Origin of the sequence: Flavobacterium circumlabens (assembly GCF_004345565.1) — a bacterium.
Classification (GTDB): domain Bacteria; phylum Bacteroidota; class Bacteroidia; order Flavobacteriales; family Flavobacteriaceae; genus Flavobacterium; species Flavobacterium circumlabens.
On the sequence record NZ_SLWA01000005.1, the window covers coordinates 47,054 to 64,319 of the forward strand.

Annotated in this window: 17 protein-coding genes; 8 read left to right on the top strand and 9 right to left on the bottom strand. The window is 36.1% G+C overall.

Annotation, left to right across the window (positions count from 1 at the left end):
- Positions 1 to 337: 337 nt before the first annotated feature.
- From EV142_RS12960 to EV142_RS12975, 4 genes are all read left to right on the top strand, one after another.
- Entirely contained in the window at positions 338 to 853 is a 516-nt protein-coding gene (locus tag EV142_RS12960; protein WP_132036318.1) for an inclusion body family protein, read from the top strand.
- A gap of 63 nt (positions 854 to 916) precedes the next feature.
- The gene (locus EV142_RS12965) at positions 917 to 1,417 is read left to right on the top strand and encodes an AidA/PixA family protein (protein WP_132036319.1); all 501 of its coding nucleotides are present in this window, start codon (positions 917 to 919) and stop codon (positions 1,415 to 1,417) included.
- 157 nt (positions 1,418 to 1,574) lie between these two features.
- Positions 1,575 to 1,988: a DUF1842 domain-containing protein gene (locus EV142_RS12970; RefSeq protein WP_132036320.1), complete on the top strand. Its 414-nt coding sequence runs from the start codon at positions 1,575 to 1,577 to the stop codon at positions 1,986 to 1,988.
- A gap of 83 nt (positions 1,989 to 2,071) precedes the next feature.
- The gene (locus EV142_RS12975; protein ID WP_132036321.1) at positions 2,072 to 3,883 is read left to right on the top strand and encodes a hypothetical protein; all 1,812 of its coding nucleotides are present in this window, start codon (positions 2,072 to 2,074) and stop codon (positions 3,881 to 3,883) included.
- A gap of 72 nt (positions 3,884 to 3,955) precedes the next feature.
- Here EV142_RS12975 and EV142_RS12980 read toward each other — a convergent pair whose 3' ends face one another.
- The 4 genes from EV142_RS12980 to EV142_RS12990 are packed head-to-tail and all read right to left on the bottom strand — an operon-like array spanning position 3,956 to position 7,425.
- Positions 3,956 to 4,615, bottom strand: a complete 660-nt coding sequence (locus tag EV142_RS12980; RefSeq protein WP_132036322.1) for a SanA/YdcF family protein — start codon at positions 4,613 to 4,615, stop codon at positions 3,956 to 3,958.
- Positions 4,616 to 4,629: 14 nt separating this feature from the next.
- On the bottom strand, positions 4,630 to 4,791 hold the full coding sequence (locus tag EV142_RS24060) for a hypothetical protein (RefSeq protein WP_154339901.1): 162 nt from the start codon (positions 4,789 to 4,791) through the stop codon (positions 4,630 to 4,632).
- Complete coding sequence (locus tag EV142_RS12985; protein WP_132036323.1) at positions 4,784 to 5,365, bottom strand: zeta toxin family protein; 582 nt, start codon at positions 5,363 to 5,365, stop codon at positions 4,784 to 4,786. The genes EV142_RS24060 and EV142_RS12985 overlap by 8 nt, the downstream gene beginning before the upstream one ends.
- Before the next feature lie 32 nt (positions 5,366 to 5,397).
- The gene (locus EV142_RS12990) at positions 5,398 to 7,425 is read right to left on the bottom strand and encodes a M3 family metallopeptidase (RefSeq protein WP_132036324.1); all 2,028 of its coding nucleotides are present in this window, start codon (positions 7,423 to 7,425) and stop codon (positions 5,398 to 5,400) included.
- Positions 7,426 to 7,650: 225 nt separating this feature from the next.
- Between EV142_RS12990 and EV142_RS12995 the strand changes: the two genes are divergently transcribed.
- The gene (locus EV142_RS12995) at positions 7,651 to 8,319 is read left to right on the top strand and encodes a hypothetical protein (protein WP_132036325.1); all 669 of its coding nucleotides are present in this window, start codon (positions 7,651 to 7,653) and stop codon (positions 8,317 to 8,319) included.
- 124 nt (positions 8,320 to 8,443) lie between these two features.
- On the opposite strand, the gene purE is transcribed toward EV142_RS12995, so the two are convergent.
- The 5 genes from purE to EV142_RS13020 form a co-directional block, all read right to left on the bottom strand.
- Positions 8,444 to 8,926, bottom strand: a complete 483-nt coding sequence (gene purE, locus EV142_RS13000; protein WP_132036326.1) for a 5-(carboxyamino)imidazole ribonucleotide mutase — start codon at positions 8,924 to 8,926, stop codon at positions 8,444 to 8,446.
- A 167-nt stretch (positions 8,927 to 9,093) separates the two neighbouring features.
- Positions 9,094 to 10,248 carry a 5-(carboxyamino)imidazole ribonucleotide synthase gene (locus tag EV142_RS13005; RefSeq protein WP_132036327.1) on the bottom strand — a complete coding sequence of 385 codons (1,155 nt, stop codon included), beginning with the start codon at positions 10,246 to 10,248 and terminating at the stop codon, positions 9,094 to 9,096.
- A gap of 138 nt (positions 10,249 to 10,386) precedes the next feature.
- A complete protein-coding gene (locus EV142_RS13010; RefSeq protein ID WP_238698716.1) occupies positions 10,387 to 10,938 on the bottom strand; it encodes a hypothetical protein in 552 nt (183 codons plus the stop codon).
- Positions 10,939 to 10,962: 24 nt separating this feature from the next.
- Positions 10,963 to 13,056: a TonB-dependent receptor gene (locus tag EV142_RS13015; protein ID WP_132036329.1), complete on the bottom strand. Its 2,094-nt coding sequence runs from the start codon at positions 13,054 to 13,056 to the stop codon at positions 10,963 to 10,965.
- A gap of 12 nt (positions 13,057 to 13,068) precedes the next feature.
- A complete protein-coding gene (locus tag EV142_RS13020) occupies positions 13,069 to 14,343 on the bottom strand; it encodes a PQQ-dependent sugar dehydrogenase (protein WP_132036330.1) in 1,275 nt (424 codons plus the stop codon).
- Positions 14,344 to 14,527: 184 nt separating this feature from the next.
- On the opposite strand from EV142_RS13020, the gene hpt reads away from it, so the two are divergent.
- The 3 genes from hpt (at position 14,528) to EV142_RS13035 (ending at position 17,193) form a co-directional block, all read left to right on the top strand.
- Complete coding sequence (gene hpt / locus EV142_RS13025) at positions 14,528 to 15,058, top strand: hypoxanthine phosphoribosyltransferase (protein ID WP_132036331.1); 531 nt, start codon at positions 14,528 to 14,530, stop codon at positions 15,056 to 15,058.
- Between the two features lie 80 nt (positions 15,059 to 15,138).
- The gene (locus EV142_RS13030; RefSeq protein WP_127338540.1) at positions 15,139 to 15,711 is read left to right on the top strand and encodes an adenylate kinase; all 573 of its coding nucleotides are present in this window, start codon (positions 15,139 to 15,141) and stop codon (positions 15,709 to 15,711) included.
- A gap of 207 nt (positions 15,712 to 15,918) precedes the next feature.
- Positions 15,919 to 17,193: a hemolysin family protein gene (locus EV142_RS13035; RefSeq protein ID WP_132036332.1), complete on the top strand. Its 1,275-nt coding sequence runs from the start codon at positions 15,919 to 15,921 to the stop codon at positions 17,191 to 17,193.
- Positions 17,194 to 17,266: the final 73 nt, after the last annotated feature.

Here is a 17,266-nt window from a genome sequence, read left to right on the forward strand (position 1 = left end):
GTTTGTTTTAGGAAAAACGCAGTACTATTTTTTTTAAGAATAGTCTTATAGCTGTTTTCGCCTGCTTTATGACAAAGAATCTTTTTCTTACAACATTTTTTTTATTAGTTCTACAGGACTCATCTAATTTTGAGTCAGAAAAGAAAAGTACGCTAGCAAATTTATTTTCAAATTTTGTTTTTAAGTGAATTGGTAAATGATTCGTCTAATTTTTATGCTAATCCTTTCAATATCCGGAACAAAACAAATCAATCAAAAAGTGGAGCAGACCCCACTCTAATAAACGAGGCGGATTCTGAAAAGCCTTACGAGTAAGAAAACCCAAAAAAATTAAGTCATGCCAAAAAGTAAAATTATAAACGTGAATATCATTATAGACTCTAGTCGTTTAATTAATGATTTTAAAAGTCCTAGTAAGGATCAGAATAATCCAACAGGAATAGGTCATAACTATCAGTTCATGGTAGTTTCAGACGGTGCCAGCATCACAGGTCAGGGTACGGGAGATTTAAGTTTTGTTGCAAAACAAGGAGATATCGTTCGTTTTTATGCCACTTCAGAGTATAATAATTTCGATAATCCGGTAATATTATACAACCTATTTAAGTTTGGCGGGGATGATGTATTTCAAAACCCAAATTTCACCCTGGAGAATTTTCCGGGAGCAGATATCGTTGTGCCGACAAAATTTAATCCGTTAGACACTAAGAAAGCAACTCAGAATTTCTGGTTTGCCCAAAACACTGTAAATGCAAAAGGTGTAGAGAATTATGGTTTACGATTTGCATTATATGATTCCGATTTAAATATTTACGGATATTTCAGCTGGGATCCACAAATTACAGCCAAATAAATTTTAATTTTTAAGAGAGGTTCAGGTTTATGCTGAACCTCTCTTTTTTAATACAAAAAGGCCATGTCAAATTTGCAGATTAATATAGTAGTAGAAACATCACTTTTGTTAGAAGAGCATCCGAATGTTAGTATGGATATTGATAATCCTGCTCCGCTTTCTAATCACTATGCCTGTTTGGTTATAACAGGAGAGAAGGAAAAGATCAAAGGCTTAAAAAAGAATAAATTAAGTGTTGAAAGAACTTCTGTGGATGAATTAAGTTTTAATGTAGTTTCTGTAAGTGGAAATTTCGATAACCCTGTTGTTTTATATGATTTTACCGTTGATGAAGGAAATGATATTTTAGAACCGCTTTCCATTTTCAGTACAGAAATAGACACGATAGTTCCGGAGCGTTTTAATCCTTTGGAAACGGTTGCGGTTAAGCGGGTTTTTAGCACTAATAAATGTACGATACTGACTTCCGGTAAGGGGTCTTTCGGAGTACGATTTGCTGTTTTTGATGATGATTTAGCTATTGCAGGATATTTTGAATTCCCTGTTCTGTTATCCGTGAAATAGTTTTGATTCAGTTTTATCAAAAAGTTTGGAAGGAAAAAAAATTCCATGACATCTTTTTCCTCTTTCATGACTAAGAATTTCTGTCTCATGACATTTTTTCATTTAAAATGCTGTATCTAATATAGTTTTGAGTAAGGAAATTTTAAACCAAAGAACCATGGAAATTTTATTAGGAGATGATTATTTTGTAAAAGGTACAATCGGAAATATTAAAATACCAGGTGCACCGGTTGCTTCATTTGCTTTAGAAGTTTTGCCATTAAAAAATTCCGTAAAAGGAACAATTGTCATTACGCAGGCTATCAACATGCTGGAGAGTGATATTGTTGTGCAGGTAAAAGGTAAAATCCATGCTACCGGATTCGGACAGTTTACAAAAGTAGTGAGTTTGCAGGGACAATATCTTCAGTCTTTCTCCCCACTGGAAAAAGGTTCTTTTTTAGCTGATTTCGATGCTCATTTCGCTATCGATAACGCCTGGAATGGAATTGGAGGTTTTTCATGCTACAATTATCAAATCGAAAATGAAACAGTTGAGCCTTCAGAATGCTTTAAGGCGGAATTGGTATAAATTAAACTTCATCTTAAGTTCCGGAGTAGTCATTTTCAGAAAAGAGATTGACCAAAAAACAACCAAATCAAAACTATAAAAAAATGAAAAAAACAACCACAAAAATTATTACTCTATCCTTTATGGTAATAATCATCCTGTTTTTAGGATGCAAAAAAGAAAAGGGGCTTCTGGCGTCTAATGATTCCGAATATTTGCCTCAGGATGTGAAACAGAGCTGTACGGTGTCTGAGTCCGAATTTAACTCCTGGTTTGCGTCAGGTTCTGTAACCGAAAACGGATTAGTGACGCCGGCTAACAGCGTTACGTTTCCTCATAACAACAACTGTGATTTCTATAAATGGTCCGAACAAATGTTTTTGTGGGTAACATCGCCTGCTTCCGGAGCCTATGATGGAAAAGGAACAGTTTTGGAATCTTCTGTATTTTACAATGTTTCTCCTCCTGATTCCTTAAATAAACGTACACTGACGCAGCACAAACCGAATCAGGTGTTGCGTGCCGTAAGTAATATTAATCAAAGCGGACCCAACAGACTGCCAGTTTTGATCGATAAGTCCGGGAAAATGTTTGAGATTGAAGCTGAAAAAAGTGATGAAAAAGTTAAGGATGAATCTAATAAATTGATTCAGGTAGATCATATCGTGACTAATGCTTCAGGTTTGCATTCTTTTTTTGACACAAAAGGAAAAGTAATTAAAAATCCAAAACCGGTTATCGACAGTAAAATTAAGCCGTCAGAGGTGGTGCAGCAATTTAAAGTAGGTAATAAATCTATTTTTCTTGATTCCACTGGAAAAGAAGTGCAATCAGAACAAGGGCAGGCAGGTTCCCACGGAGCCTTGATGGGTGAAAATAAATCATTGGTATATTACATCACAATGGTTAATGACGTTTATGCTTATTTTTTAACCGGAGTGAATGAGAACCAGTTAAACGGAAATCAGTTTCCAACAACAGCCGCTGCAAGAGACAGTATCCTTGCGTATGCCAAAACAAAAGGCTGGGCGACACCTCCGGATCCGGATGCCCTGGCAATGGAATTAAAAACATCATGGGTAGAAGTTAAAGACTTGCCAAATCCGGAAACTTATGTAACGATCAAAGCGGTAATTCCTACTTACGATAAATCCAATCCAAATGCATGGGTAGAAAATGGAGAGACCACAACAACATTAGCACTCGTTGGAATGCATGTTGTAGGAAGTGTAGCCGGACATCCTGAAATGATCTGGGCAACATTCGAGCACGAGAAAAATTCACCAAATGATGCGTACACCTACAGAGATATCAATGATAAAATAAAACAGGTAAAAGCGGATACGGGTAAAGGATGGCTTTTTAATGCCAATGCGAATGATACAACAGGAGCTCAGAATATCCAGAATATGACAGTGGGTCACGATTCAATTTTGATTAAAGATCCATCTGTTAATAGCCCTACGGCGAGAAGAATTATGGCCTGGGGAGTTGCCTCCAATACAGTTCCTAACGGAGAAGATAAGACACCGGCCGATTCTAACAGTGAGATCATATCCATAAACAATGCTATTCGCAGCATGCTTGTCGGAAATGATATCAGAAAAAATTATTTATTAATAGGAGCAACCTGGACTTTTGGAGGCGCAGGACCCAACGGAAATGTGTATCCGTATGGAGCTGTTAATGACTCCATTCCTGCCGGAGATGCGATAGGTACAGGACAACTTTCTAATAGTACTATGGAAACGTATGTTCAGCCTTCGTCAACCGCTTCAACAGACAGCACGGCAATCTCTTGTTTTTCTTGTCACAATCAGAATAATGGTGTAAAACCAGGTGATTTAAGCCATGTTTTTGATGAACTTATCCCATTGCCTGCAAATAATAATAAGAAAGTTAAGAAAAAAAGTTAATTACAATTCTTGGTTAAAAAAAGCCAGTACTTCTGTACTGGCTTTTTATTTTATAATGAAACCCTGTGTTTTTTATCTTTTATCGTCTTTAGAATAATTAGATTCCGCATTGATATTGATCGGATGTCCTAAAAAATGCGGTTCCCGATTTCTCAGAACATCAAAAAAGGATTTAAAGGTAGAAAGATATTCCCTGAACGTAACGTATTTATAACCTCTGTATTCGCCTTTGTTTGCAGAAAATCCAATCGATTTTATATCAAGACTGTTCCCGATATAAATGGCACGGTTTAAATGATATTCCTGAGATATTAATGTTGCCTTTTTGATTTTAAAAATATGCTTTGCCCTGTACATTGTTGAATAGGTATCAAAACCGGCGTAATCAATAAATATCTTTGTTGTATCGACGCCATGATTGAAACAGTAATTTTTCATCACCGTCAATTCATCATATTCCTCGCGGCCATTATCTCCCGAAAGCAAAATTTTATTGATTTTTTTGGCTTTATATAAAAGAATTCCGGCGTCAAGTCTGTCTTTTAAATATTTGCTTGGCTGATCTCCATTAATTCCGGCACCAAAAATAATTCCGACATCATTTCTTGGAAACTTTTTAATCGAATAATAAATGTGTTTTTTGGTTGAAGATTTTACGTAATAGTTTACGGAAACAATTACAACCAATCCAATAATTGCAAGGTAAAGAATGATTTTAAAATATTTTTTCACTACTATATTTAGTATTAATCTTTAATGTCTACTGCATTTATAGTCTGAATTTTTCCATCAGCATAAACAACAATTTTTCCATTGATTTTCTTTTTGTTCTCAATCATTTTTTTTGAAGAAACCTTAAGGCCTTCAACTATTTTATTTTGTAACTCTTTGATTTTATCTTTAGTCATGTTGTATTTTTTTTATTTCATTAAATAGATCTTCATTAATAATAATTGGTTCCTCATTAATTTCTTTTTCTAAGATAAGAACAGGTGATTTATTAGAATTATCAAAAAGCATCACATTATCACATACATTTAAATAAATATTGAAAAAGTTTTTAATTCCTCTTATATACCTTCTTTCAATAACATCTTCGGGAATATTATGTCCTCCCTCGCTTACTCTGATTATTACTCTCTGTTTTGCAAGTTCGATCGAATTTAACCAAAAGAAAACCAATGTTACAAAATAACCCTGGTTTTGAGCTTTTTTTACAATTGAAATATAACTTTTTGCAGAAAGAGTTGTTTCAAATGCAAAGTCAGTTTCTTTTTGTAATAATTCATCAATACGATGAAGCATAATTCTACCAGCTTCAAAACTGACTTTTTCCGGCTGAAAAGGAGATAAACCTTTGGCAATTTCATCAGCATTTACAAACTCTTTACAATCCAGAATTTCAGGCAGGATTGTATATGAAGCAGTTGTTTTTCCCGCTCCATTACAGCCAGCAATTATATATAGATTTTTATCTTTCAATAGTTTTGAATATTAACAAAGGTATCAAATAATTACAGCAATCCCGCTCTCTTCAACAAAGCTTCCGGTTTCGGTTCCTGGCCTCTGAAACGTTTGTATAAAACCATCGGATGTTCTGTTCCTCCTTTTGAAAGTACATTTTCCTTGAATTTTGTTGCGACTTCTGTATTGAAAATTCCTTTTTCCTGGAAATATTCAAAAGCATCAGCGTCTAAAACCTCAGCCCATTTGTAACTGTAATATCCAGACGAATAACCTCCCTGGAAAATATGCGAAAAAGCAGTACTCATGGCATTCTCTTTTACATCAGGATACAATTGCGTATTGGCAAATTGCGCCGTTTCGAAAGTTTTAAGATCGGTAATGTTTGTCGGATCTTGTCCGTGCCACGCCATATCCAGTAGTCCAAAACTCAACTGGCGTAAAGTGGCCAGTCCCTCCTGAAAACTGGCGCTCTCTTTGATTTTCTGAACATATTCAATCGGAATGATTTCTCCGGTTTCATAGTGATTGGCGAACAAAGCCAACGCTTCCGGCTCGTAACACCAGTTTTCCATAATCTGACTTGGCAATTCTACAAAATCCCAGAAAACCGAAGTTCCGGATAAACTTGGATAGGTTGTGTTGGCCAGCATTCCGTGTAAACCGTGACCGAATTCGTGGAATAAAGTTGTTACTTCATTAAAAGTCAATAAGGATGGTTTGGTTTCTGTTGGTTTGGTGAAATTACAAACGTTCGAAATATGCGGTCTTTCGTTTACGCCGTCTTTTATAGCTTGTGATTTGAATGAAGTCATCCAGGCGCCGTTTCGTTTTCCTTTTCTCGGGAAGAAATCAGCGTAGAAGATCGAAACTAAATTATTTTCAGTATCCGTTACTTCATAAGTAGTTACTTCTTCGTGGTATTTATCAATGTCAAAAACTTCTGTGAAGGTTAAGCCGTATAGTTTTTTGGCGACAGTAAAAGCTCCGTTTAAGACTTTTTCTAACTGAAAATAAGGTTTTAGTTTTTCATCATCTAAATTGAAAAGCTGTTGTTTCAATTTCTCGGAATAATAAGCGCCATCCCATTTTTCCAATTGTTCAATTCCGTCCAGTTCTTTTGCGAAAGCTGTTAATTCGGCAAATTCTTTTTGAGCTGCAGGTTTTGCTTTTGCCAGTAAATCATTCAGGAAAGTGAACACTTTTTCCGGACTTTCAGCCATTCTTTCTTCCAGAACAAAGTGAGCATGTGTTTTATAACCTAATAAATTCGCCCTGTCGAAACGTAATTTGGCAATTTTCAACACATTTTGCTGGTTGTCGAATTCATTATGCTGAAAGGCTCTCGCTCCAAAAGCAATCGCCATTTTTTTACGCAATTCGCGATTATCCGCATACGTCAGAAACGGAAGATAACTTGGATGATCCAAAGTGAAAATCCAGCCTTCTTTTCCTTGGTTTTTAGCCAATAATCTTGCCGCTTCAATTGTTCCTTCCGGTAAACCGGATAAATCTTTTTCCTCTGTTAAATGCAATTCGAAAGCATTGGTTTCTGCCAGGATGTTCTCTTCAAATTGTAATTTTAATTTAGATAACTCCTTGTCGATTTCGCGTAATTTCTCTTTTTTATCTTCCGGTAAATTAGCTCCGTTTCTGGAAAAGCTTTTGTATTTTTTATCCAAAAGGGTTGTTTGCTCCGGCGTTAGATTCAGTTTTTCTTTTTGGTCGTAAACCGTTTTTATTTTAGCAAATAAAGCAGCGTTTAGCGTAATGTCATTTCCAAATTCAGATAATAAAGGTGAAACTTCCTGTGCAATTTTCTGCATTTCGTCATTCGTTTCTGCAGAATTCAAATTGAAGAAAACACTCGAAAGGCGATCCAGAATATCACCGGAAAAATCCATTGCCACAACCGTGTTTTCAAAAGTTGGCGCTTCGGGATTGTTTACGATGGCATCAATTTCGGCCTTGGCCAAAGCAATTCCTTCCTGAAAAGCAGGGATGTAATCTTCAATTTTAATTTGTGAAAAAGGTGCTGTATTATGTTTGGTGTTGAAATATTGTGTTAAGATGCTCATTATGATGTAATTATTTTATTTGTTGAAGTCGATATTTTTGAATTTCAAAGGTAGCAATTTATAAAAATCCAACGACCTAAACAAGATTGATTCTCGGTATTAAAGCCGAATCAAATTGTGTTATAGATATGTTATTTATTGCTGTAGCAGGTTTAAAAAGCTTAAATTGTAAAAATACGATTAGAATTATAAAATGCTGATCAGAAATTATAAAAACAGAAAACGATGAATTATCAAATTGTAATAAAGAATATAGAGACAGTTAATGAAGTAGAAGGATATTGGTCTGATGAAGATCTTGTTCAGTTATTAGAAAAATTCAATTATCCTGATGGGGCAACAGCAGACAAAGCAAGTTTACCGGAATTGCTGGAAATGGCTATATCAGATTACGAACCTAACGAAGCTGCCGAAATAGTCTTAAAATATAAATTTGCTGACCGATTAGGTGATGGCCAAATTGAACAAATATCGCACAACATGTTAATTGATAAGGTATGCGAGGAATATCCCGAAATAGACATGCAGGGAACTTTATTTCATATCAATCAATTACTTTTTAAAGCTTATAATGGAAAATTTCCAAATGCAAAAGCATCTGTTGTTCATTTTTCAATGACACCAACTGATGGCGAAAAACAAAAGTTGACTGCTGAAAACGTGTTGAAATTATTGAATAACGGTCTGTCTGATAGAAATCTTATCAAAAGATTGTTTGAAAATCAAATCTCTCAAAATATTCCGTTTCCTGAAGCTGAAGCTATTATTTGGGAATTGACCACCGAAGATGATATCAATTACAATTTGGTTACTTCAGAAAACTGGATAAATAAAGAGGATATAACGGAATATGAATTTGTGTCTGTTCTGGAAGAAATTGAAGATGAGGTTTAATTTCAAAAGAGATCCTATTTTAAACAACAAAGGCCTCACGTAATGTGAAGCCTTTGTTGTTTTAGTTTTCGGTCGACGTTTTCAATCATAGTTTACACTGAAAACTGTGATTGAAAACTGAAAACTATTTCAAGCCTTCCGCTGCTTTATTAACTGCAGCTTTCAGTTCTTCCTTGTATGAAATAATGGTATCAAGTACTTTTTTATCATGGCTTCCGATGATTTGTGCCGCTAAAATTCCCGCATTTTTTGCCCCGTTTAAAGCTACAGTGGCAACCGGAACTCCGCCAGGCATTTGCAGAATCGATAAAACCGAATCCCATCCATCAATAGAATTGCTTGACTTCACCGGAACTCCAATAACGGGTAGTGGTGACATCGAAGCAACCATTCCGGGTAAATGTGCAGCACCTCCGGCTCCGGCAATAATTACCGAAATTCCGCGGGTATGGGCATTTTTACTGAAATCGAATAGTTTTTCCGGTGTTCTGTGTGCCGAAACGATATCAACTTCTGTTTCGATATTAAATTGTTTTAGTATATCAATGGCATCCTGCATGACTGGCATGTCTGAAATGCTTCCCATTATAATGGCTACTTTGCTCATGTTTTTATTTTTTTATTTCAGTTTTCAATTTTCAGGTTTTGACTGCGACTGAAAACTGCGACTGTTATTTTTGTTTCAGGTTTCAAGTTTCAGGTTTTGACTGTGACTGAGAACTGCGACTGCTTTTTATTTGTTTCAGGTTGTAAACTGCGACTATAAACTGCGACTTACAAACTAATCACCTTAATCGTATTCTTCACATCCTCGGCAATACGTCTCGCTTCCACCATATTTTCATTTACAATGGTAACGTGACCCATTTTTCTAAAAGGACGTGTTTGCTTTTTACCGTAAATATGTGGCGTAACACCATTCCATCCTAAAATAGTTTCGATATTTTCGTAAACGACATCTCCGGAAAAACCTTCGGCACCCACTAAATTCACCATAACTCCGGCGACTTTACTGTCTGTGTTTCCTAATGGAAGATCTAAAATGGCACGTAGATGATTTTCGAATTGAGAAGTATAACTGGCTTCAATTGAATAATGACCTGAATTGTGTGGACGCGGAGCAACTTCATTTACCAAAATTTCATCGTCGCTGGTTTGAAACATTTCCACTGCCAAAAGACCAACATGATTGAATTTTTCAGAAACATTCAAAGCGATTGCCCGGGCTTTTTCCGCCACTTTTTCGTCAATACGGGCAGGACAAATTACATATTCTACCTGATTGGCTTCCGGGTGGAATTCCATTTCGACTACCGGATAGGTTTTTATTTCCCCGGATGGATTTCTGCAGACGATTACAGCCAGTTCGTTCTTAAACGGAACCATGGTTTCTGCAATACATTCTACATTGGGCAGATTATCCATGTCAGAAATCTGGCGAATGACTTTTACGCCATTTCCGTCATAACCAAATTCGGTACATTTCCATACAAACGGAATCGTCATTTCTTTGTTCCCAACTGATTTTTGCAATTGCTCCGGATTGTCAAAACGTAAATAGGCAGCTGTCGGGATATTACTTGACCTGTAAAAATCTTTTTGAACGCCTTTGTTTTGAATTCCTTTTAAGGTTTTTGGAGAAGGATACACTTTTACGCCTTCCTTTTCTAATTGCGTTAAAGCTTCCAGATTAACCAATTCAATTTCGAAAGTTAAAACATCAACCTGTTTTCCAAAATTGTAAACGGTTTCATAATCCATCAAATCTCCCTGGAAGAATTTATTACAGGCAATTTTGCTCGGCGCTTCGTCACTCGGATCTAAAACATAAGTCTGGATGTCAAATTTTCGGGTATCAGACAAGAGCATTTTGCCTAATTGTCCGCCACCTAAAATTCCTAATTTAAAATCAGAAGAAAAATAATTCATTGTTGTTGTGTTTTTGCAAAGATACTTTTTAATCTTTTTTTTGCCACGAATTTCATGAATTTCATGAATTTTTTCAACTTCTAATTTTAAGAACAATATAATTGGTGTAATCTGTGTTGAATTTAAAGGGAGTAATAGCTATTCTATTTTCTTTAAAACTTCCTTTGCAACCGCTTTATATGCTGCCGAATGATATGCATAGTCCTTGTTCAGAATAATTTGCAGTTCAGGATGTATCCAGTTATAATAGTTGCCCAAAATATACAAAGTTCTGATCGAATACGCTTTTGTAGCCACTTTTACATCGTTAATCAGCCAGTCGAACGAAGCTTCGATGCATTCCTGTAAATTGGTTTCAGAAAGCAAAATACTGTTTTCATTTTTCTTATAATGCGACTTTATTACCAGCTGGACAACTTTTGCAATCGGTCGTATCGCGCTTTCGTCTTTTAGTATTTTCAAATTAGAACAGAAGAAATCAAGATGAGGCTGCAGCCAATTTAGCTCTTCATAAGATACAAATTCTAAAATCCAGCACGCCTTATGATGGTTTTTGTCGGAGGGCGAAAAACAAACAGCAACTAATTCCTCAAAAAAAAACTTATTTTCTAAAATCTCCTTTGCCACTTTAAGGCGATTCTCCCGGTAAGCTGTGACATAGTTAAGTTTCGATTGAAGTTCAGAAGACATCTTATTTGATTTTGTATATAGCATCTAAAATAAGTAATTTAATGAAAGTGTTCCATAATAATTTACAGGAAGACCCGGATAATAATATCTTGGAGTCGCATTTCCGACCGCAACAGCATTAGGCAAAATTAAGGAAGCGTATTTTTCGTTGGTAAGATTGTTGATTCCGGCAGCAAAATTGGTCCTCAGGGAAGGTAGAATTTCAAATCCGTAACCAGCCTTAATATTGATAAGGTTGTAGGAATCCGAGTAGGCTGTGTTGGCATCATTTAGCGGAATTTCATCTACAAACTGATAATCAGCAGAAAAATAGAAACCTAACCCGGTATTAAGAATCAATCCGGCATTTACTTTATTCGCTGCAACTCCTGTTAATTTGTTTCCTGAAAAATCATTTCCGTTATCTGCGTATTCTTTAAATTCATAATTCCCCAAAGAACCCGAAAAATAGGAATTGATTGTGAAAAACGAATTAATAGGCCAATTGTGTTTTAACGTAATTTCGATACCTTCGTGAACTGTTTTGCCGGCATTTATGCCTACGTACTGATCGTCTCCAACCCGTTTTGCAACCAGCAGATCTTTTATTTCCATTCGGTAAACAGTAAATTCGGTGTACAGTTTTTTATTGAAAAAATAGAATTTCCCACCTGCTTCAAAGTTATAGCCACTCTCCGGTTTGATATCAGTATTGATGATTCCTTCGCTTGTAAGTGTTTCTTCGGTAGCCGGTAATGAAAATCCGCGGCTTGCCGAGAAATACAAAGTTCTTTCTTTACTTGTTTTAAATAACAAAGACAATTGCGGCGAAAGAATGCCGTCATAACTGTACTTTTGATTCGAATTGAGGGTGTGATTTTCCAATTCAAAGGCGGTTTTATTATAATTTAATCCGGCCTGAATTTCAAATTGCCTGGAAATTAAAGTCCTTATTTGCGAAAAAATATTGTAAAAATGTCTTTTCTGACCGTTTTCGGTAAGCTGATTTCCCTGTAAACTTCCCTGGCCATTGTTCTGCTGATACAAATTCTGGAAAGTATTGCCTTTATAATGATCTGAAAAATATTCGATCCCGGTTATAAATTGGTTTTCGGTTTCTTTAACTTTAAAACTTCCTGAAAACTGAGTTCTGGCACCGGCTGCAAAAGTATATTGGCGCAAAATATCAAAAGGTCTCGGTTCGTTACTGTCTTTATAATTGATAAAAACCGAAGTTGAATTCTGTATGGTTTCGTTGATTTTAAAATCATAAGCCAATCCGCCCAAAGTCGATTTGTATTCTTTGTATCCTTTTGAAGCGACCCAGGTTGGAGCGCCGGATCGCGGATTATTTTCAAACATCGTTTTGTTGATTGAACTTGGAATAAAAGATTTGAGATACGTGTAATTGGAAAAATAAATAAGCTTACTGTTTTTTCTTTTAAACAGTTCACCTGACAAAGTAATGCCTTCCCGATTATAAGCACTGTTTTCTCTCCAGCCATCTGTTTGCAGTTTATGATAACTCAGATTTAAACTGCCTTGTTTTTCATTTAAACTGTAATTCAGCGTGTTTTTTATTAAACCATAGGAACCAAAAACGGTACTTATTCCGGCATTTTGTCCCTGTGCTTTTGAAAGCTGAGGTGAAATTAAAATAGCACCTCCTAATCCCGCACCGTAAACACTGGAAAGGGGACCTTTGATGATTTCGACCTGACTGATGTTTTCAAGATCAATATCGTCAATCACGGTTTCACTGTTTCCCGAAGTTAGCGGAATACAGCCGTAAAAAGCCCTGATTTTATTCGTGCCATAAGGTGTTCTTGCGCCAATGCCGCGAATCGAAATCCGGGTGGTGGTAAAGTTCGCAGACTGCATAAAAACACCCGGAATTGTATTGATCACAGTGCTGATATCGGTCGCGTTATTTTGCAATAGATCTTTTTTGGATAAAATGCCAATAGAAGCCGGAGCATTTTGTAAGTCAGTATTAATGTAAAGCGGACTGATTACAACTTCTTTGAGTCTTTCTGTCTGAAGAGAATCAATAGTTTTGCTTTCCTTATTTTGTGCCTTGATAGTTTGGAAAAACAGCAACGCAAAAAAATAAAGAAAGCAGTATTTTTTTAGGATCATAAAAAGAAGCGGTTATTTATTGGCAGTTACTTTCCAGATGGTGTTTCCGCTGTCATCGTTTACCAGAAGTGCTCCGTCATTCATAACGGTAACAGCAACCGGACGGCCGTACACTTCAGCTTTTGCTTCGTCTGCAACAAATCCGGTTAGAAAATCTTCAGGTTTTCCGGAAGGTTTCCCATTGGCAAAAGGAACGAAAATAACTTTATAACCTGATATTTTAGCCCTGTTCCAGGAACCGTGCTGACCTATGAAAATTCCGTTTTTGTATTTCTTCGGAAAAGCATCTTTGTTATAAAATGCCAATCCAAGAGAAGCAGTATGAGCACCGACAGGAACATCGGGTACAATTGCTTTTGCTGCTAAATCTTTGCGTTCGCCTTTCATTCTGGGATCTAAAATGTTTCCATAGTAAGAATAGGGCCAGCCATAAAAACCATCTTTTTTAACGCTTGTCGCGTAATCAGGAACCAGCTCGTCCCCTAATTCATCACGTTCATTAACTGCCGTCCAGAGTTCACCATTGGCCGGATTCCAATCCATTCCAACCGGATTTCTGATTCCGGAGGCATAGATTTTTTCACCGGTTCCGTCAGGATTGATTTCAAGGATAGCAGCGCGGCGCACTTCTTTGTCCATTCCGTTTTCTCCAACGTTGCTTCCTGATCCGACAGAGATATAGATTTTTGTTCCGTCAGGATTTGCAAGCAGATTTCTGGTCCAGTGGTTATTATATCCGCCTGCGGGAAGTTCAACAATCTTTGTTCCTTGGGTTTCTAATTTAAGGGGATTGTTTTTATACGGATAACGATAAAGCCCGTCAGTATTCGCGATATAGAAAAAGTCTTTCAGGACCAGCATTCCAAAAGGTCGGTTCAGGCCTGAAATAAAAATGTTTCGGGTTTCAAATTTTCCGTCTTTATCGGCATCACGGAAAACGGTAATCTGATTTTTACTGGTTCGGGTGCCGCTTTCCACAATAAAAATATCGTTGTTTGGTGCAATGTATGTCCAACGCGGGTTTTCTAACCCATCTGCAAATTTAGATACTGTAAAACCTGCAGGTGCTATTGGTGTCTTTCCTTCGGGCCATTTCAGGACGCGACTGTTATTTGTTTTGGATTCGGTAGCATAGGGCGGAGGCAGTGTAATTTCGCCAATTGCCGTTTTTACAATATTAGCGGGCTGTTTTGCCAACGCTTCTTTTTCTTCTTTTTTGACCTGTCCATGACAGGCTGTGAATAGCAGTAATAATATTCCCGAAGAGATTTGCTTGATTATTTTCATTGTGATTTGGAGTTAAATATTTTAAAAACAACAATTTAGTAAATGTAAAAAATAATAGCAGAACTGAAATGTAAAAATTAACTGATATTTAACATTAAGAAAAAAGTCTTGTTTCAAAATAATTTGATACTAACAGTTTGGTTGTAATTCTGTATCTTTGCGCATTATTTTAAACATGAAAATAATGATACAACTTCACGATAAACAATTTGTTCCGTTTATTTCGGCAAAAGAAATTGATTTTGCTTTAACGAAAATAGTTGCACAAGTAGAAGATGATTTTGGAGATGATACGCCAATTTTTATTGGAGTTCTTAATGGCGCGTTTATGGTGGTTGCCGATTTTCTGAAAAAATACAAAAAACCCTGTGAGGTTTCCTTCATCAAAATGGCATCTTATGAAGGTACAGAATCGACTAATTCCGTTAAAGAATTAATCGGAATCAATCAGGATTTGTCCGGTAGATCTGTTGTTATAATTGAAGATATTGTCGATACAGGGAATACAATAGAAGAATTAAAACACATGTTTAAAGCACAAAATGTAAAGCATTTTAAAATTGCTACTTTGTTCTTTAAACCGGAAGCGTATAAAAAAGATATCAAGATCGATTATGTCGGAATCAGAATTCCGAATAAATTTATTGTTGGTTACGGTTTAGACTATGATGGTTTAGGACGGAATTTGACGGAAGTATATAAATTAGCAGAATAAATTTTTAAACAAACACACAACTATATATTCATTTTAAACTTCTTTGAAAATTAAGAAGTCAAGCAACACTCACACTTATTATGATTAACATTGTTTTATTTGGAAAGCCGGGAGCAGGAAAAGGAACTCAGGCAGAATTTTTAAAAGAAAAATACAAATTAACACATCTTTCAACCGGTGATATTTTTCGTTTTAATTTGAAAAACGATACAGATTTGGGTAAAAAAGCAAGAGTTTTTATGGATAATGGAGAGTTGGTACCTTGCGAAGTAACAACTGCAATGTTAATTGACGAAGTGAAAAAACACCCTGATACTGCAGGATTTTTATTCGACGGTTACCCAAGAACTTTAGATCAGGCCGAGGCTTTAGATAAATTTCTGCCAACAATTGGTTCAAGTGTTACAGCAACAATTGCCTTAGAAGCTGATGATGAAATTTTGGTTGCCCGTCTGTTAGAAAGAGGAAAAACAAGTGGAAGACCTGATGATCAGGACGAAGAGAAAATTCGTGTAAGATACCAGGAATACAATGAGAAAACAGCGCCATTAATTGGATATTATAAAGAACAAAATAAGTTTTATGCCGTAAACGGTATTGGAACTATCGAAGAAATTACAGAGCGATTAACGTCAGTTATAGATAATTTGTAGAAGCTTTTTCCAGCTGTCGTTTCATCCCGGAAGTCGGGATAAAAGAAAACTATTTTTCCATACCATAAAACAAGCTTCTTCGGATTACTGTTTTCTGGGAGGAAAAATTAGTTTTTTTAGTTCATGGCTCTTCAGGACACAAGGCTATAATACATTTAGGTTGCAAATTACATTTAACGAACTATTCAATAACGAATCAATTACAAATTGGAAATACTAATAATATTTTTTCTAATACTATTAAACGGAGTTTTCTCCATGTCTGAAATTGCACTGATCTCAGCAAGGAAAAACAGACTGGAAACAGCCGCTAAAAAAGGAAATAAAAGTGCAAAAATAGCGCTGGATTTAGCTAATTCCCCGAACAAGTTTTTATCGACTGTTCAAATCGGAATTACCTTAATCGGAATTTTGACGGGTATCTATTCAGGAGATAAAATCACAATTGATGTAGAGACATTTGTTAGAGGATTTGAAGTTTTAAAACCTTATGCGCACTCCGTTGCAGTTGGGATCGTCGTGGTAATTCTGACATTCTTTTCTTTGGTTTTGGGTGAATTATTGCCCAAACGAATCGGGTTAAATTATCCTGAGGCGATTGCGAAAATGGTAGCAATGCCCATGAAGATCGTTTCTATTATTACAGCTCCCTTCATCTGGTTGCTTACATCATCGACAGATTTTTTACTGAATGTGATGAGAATAAAACCAACCGCAGACGGAAAAGTTACAGAAGAAGAAATTAAAGCGATTATAAAAGAAGGAACAGAAGGCGGAGAAGTTCAGGAAATTGAACAGGATATCGTGGAGCGTGTGTTTCATATTGGTGACCGGAAAGTAAATTCATTGATGACACACCGTAAATCGGTAGATATGCTGCCATTGAATGCTGATAAATCAAAAATAAAAGAATTGGTTTTACAGGATTTACACACCGTTTATCCGGTTTATAGTGATAATTATGACGATATCGTCGGAATTGTGACACTTAAAAATATATTTGCCAATATCGAAAGCGACCATTTTGACTTGTCGGCAATTATGATAGATGCCCCGTATTTAATGGAGCAGACCACCGCTTATAAAGCGTTGGAAAATTTCAAAAAAACTGGTATTCATTATGCTTTAGTTTCAGATGAATATGGTGTTTTTCAGGGAATTATTACCTTAAATGATATATTGGAAGCCTTAGTAGGTGATGCTTCCGATTTTTATAAAGATGAATTTCAGCTTATCGAAAGAGAAGATGGTTCATGGCTGGTTGACGGACATTATTCATTACACGATTTCTTAACTTATTTTGAGTTGGATGAATTGACAAATGATTACGAGGTCAATACGGTAAGCGGAATGATTATGACCGAGCTTTCTCATATTCCGAAAGAAGGGGAGAAATTAATCTGGCAAAAATTTGTGCTTGAAGTCCTGGATATGGATGGCGTAAAGATTGATAAGGTGCTGGTGAAAGCACTAAAAGAGTAGAGAGAATTTGTTTCAGGTTTATAATGTTTCAGGTTTCAGGTTAAGTGCGTGGCGCCAACTTGAAACCTGAAAC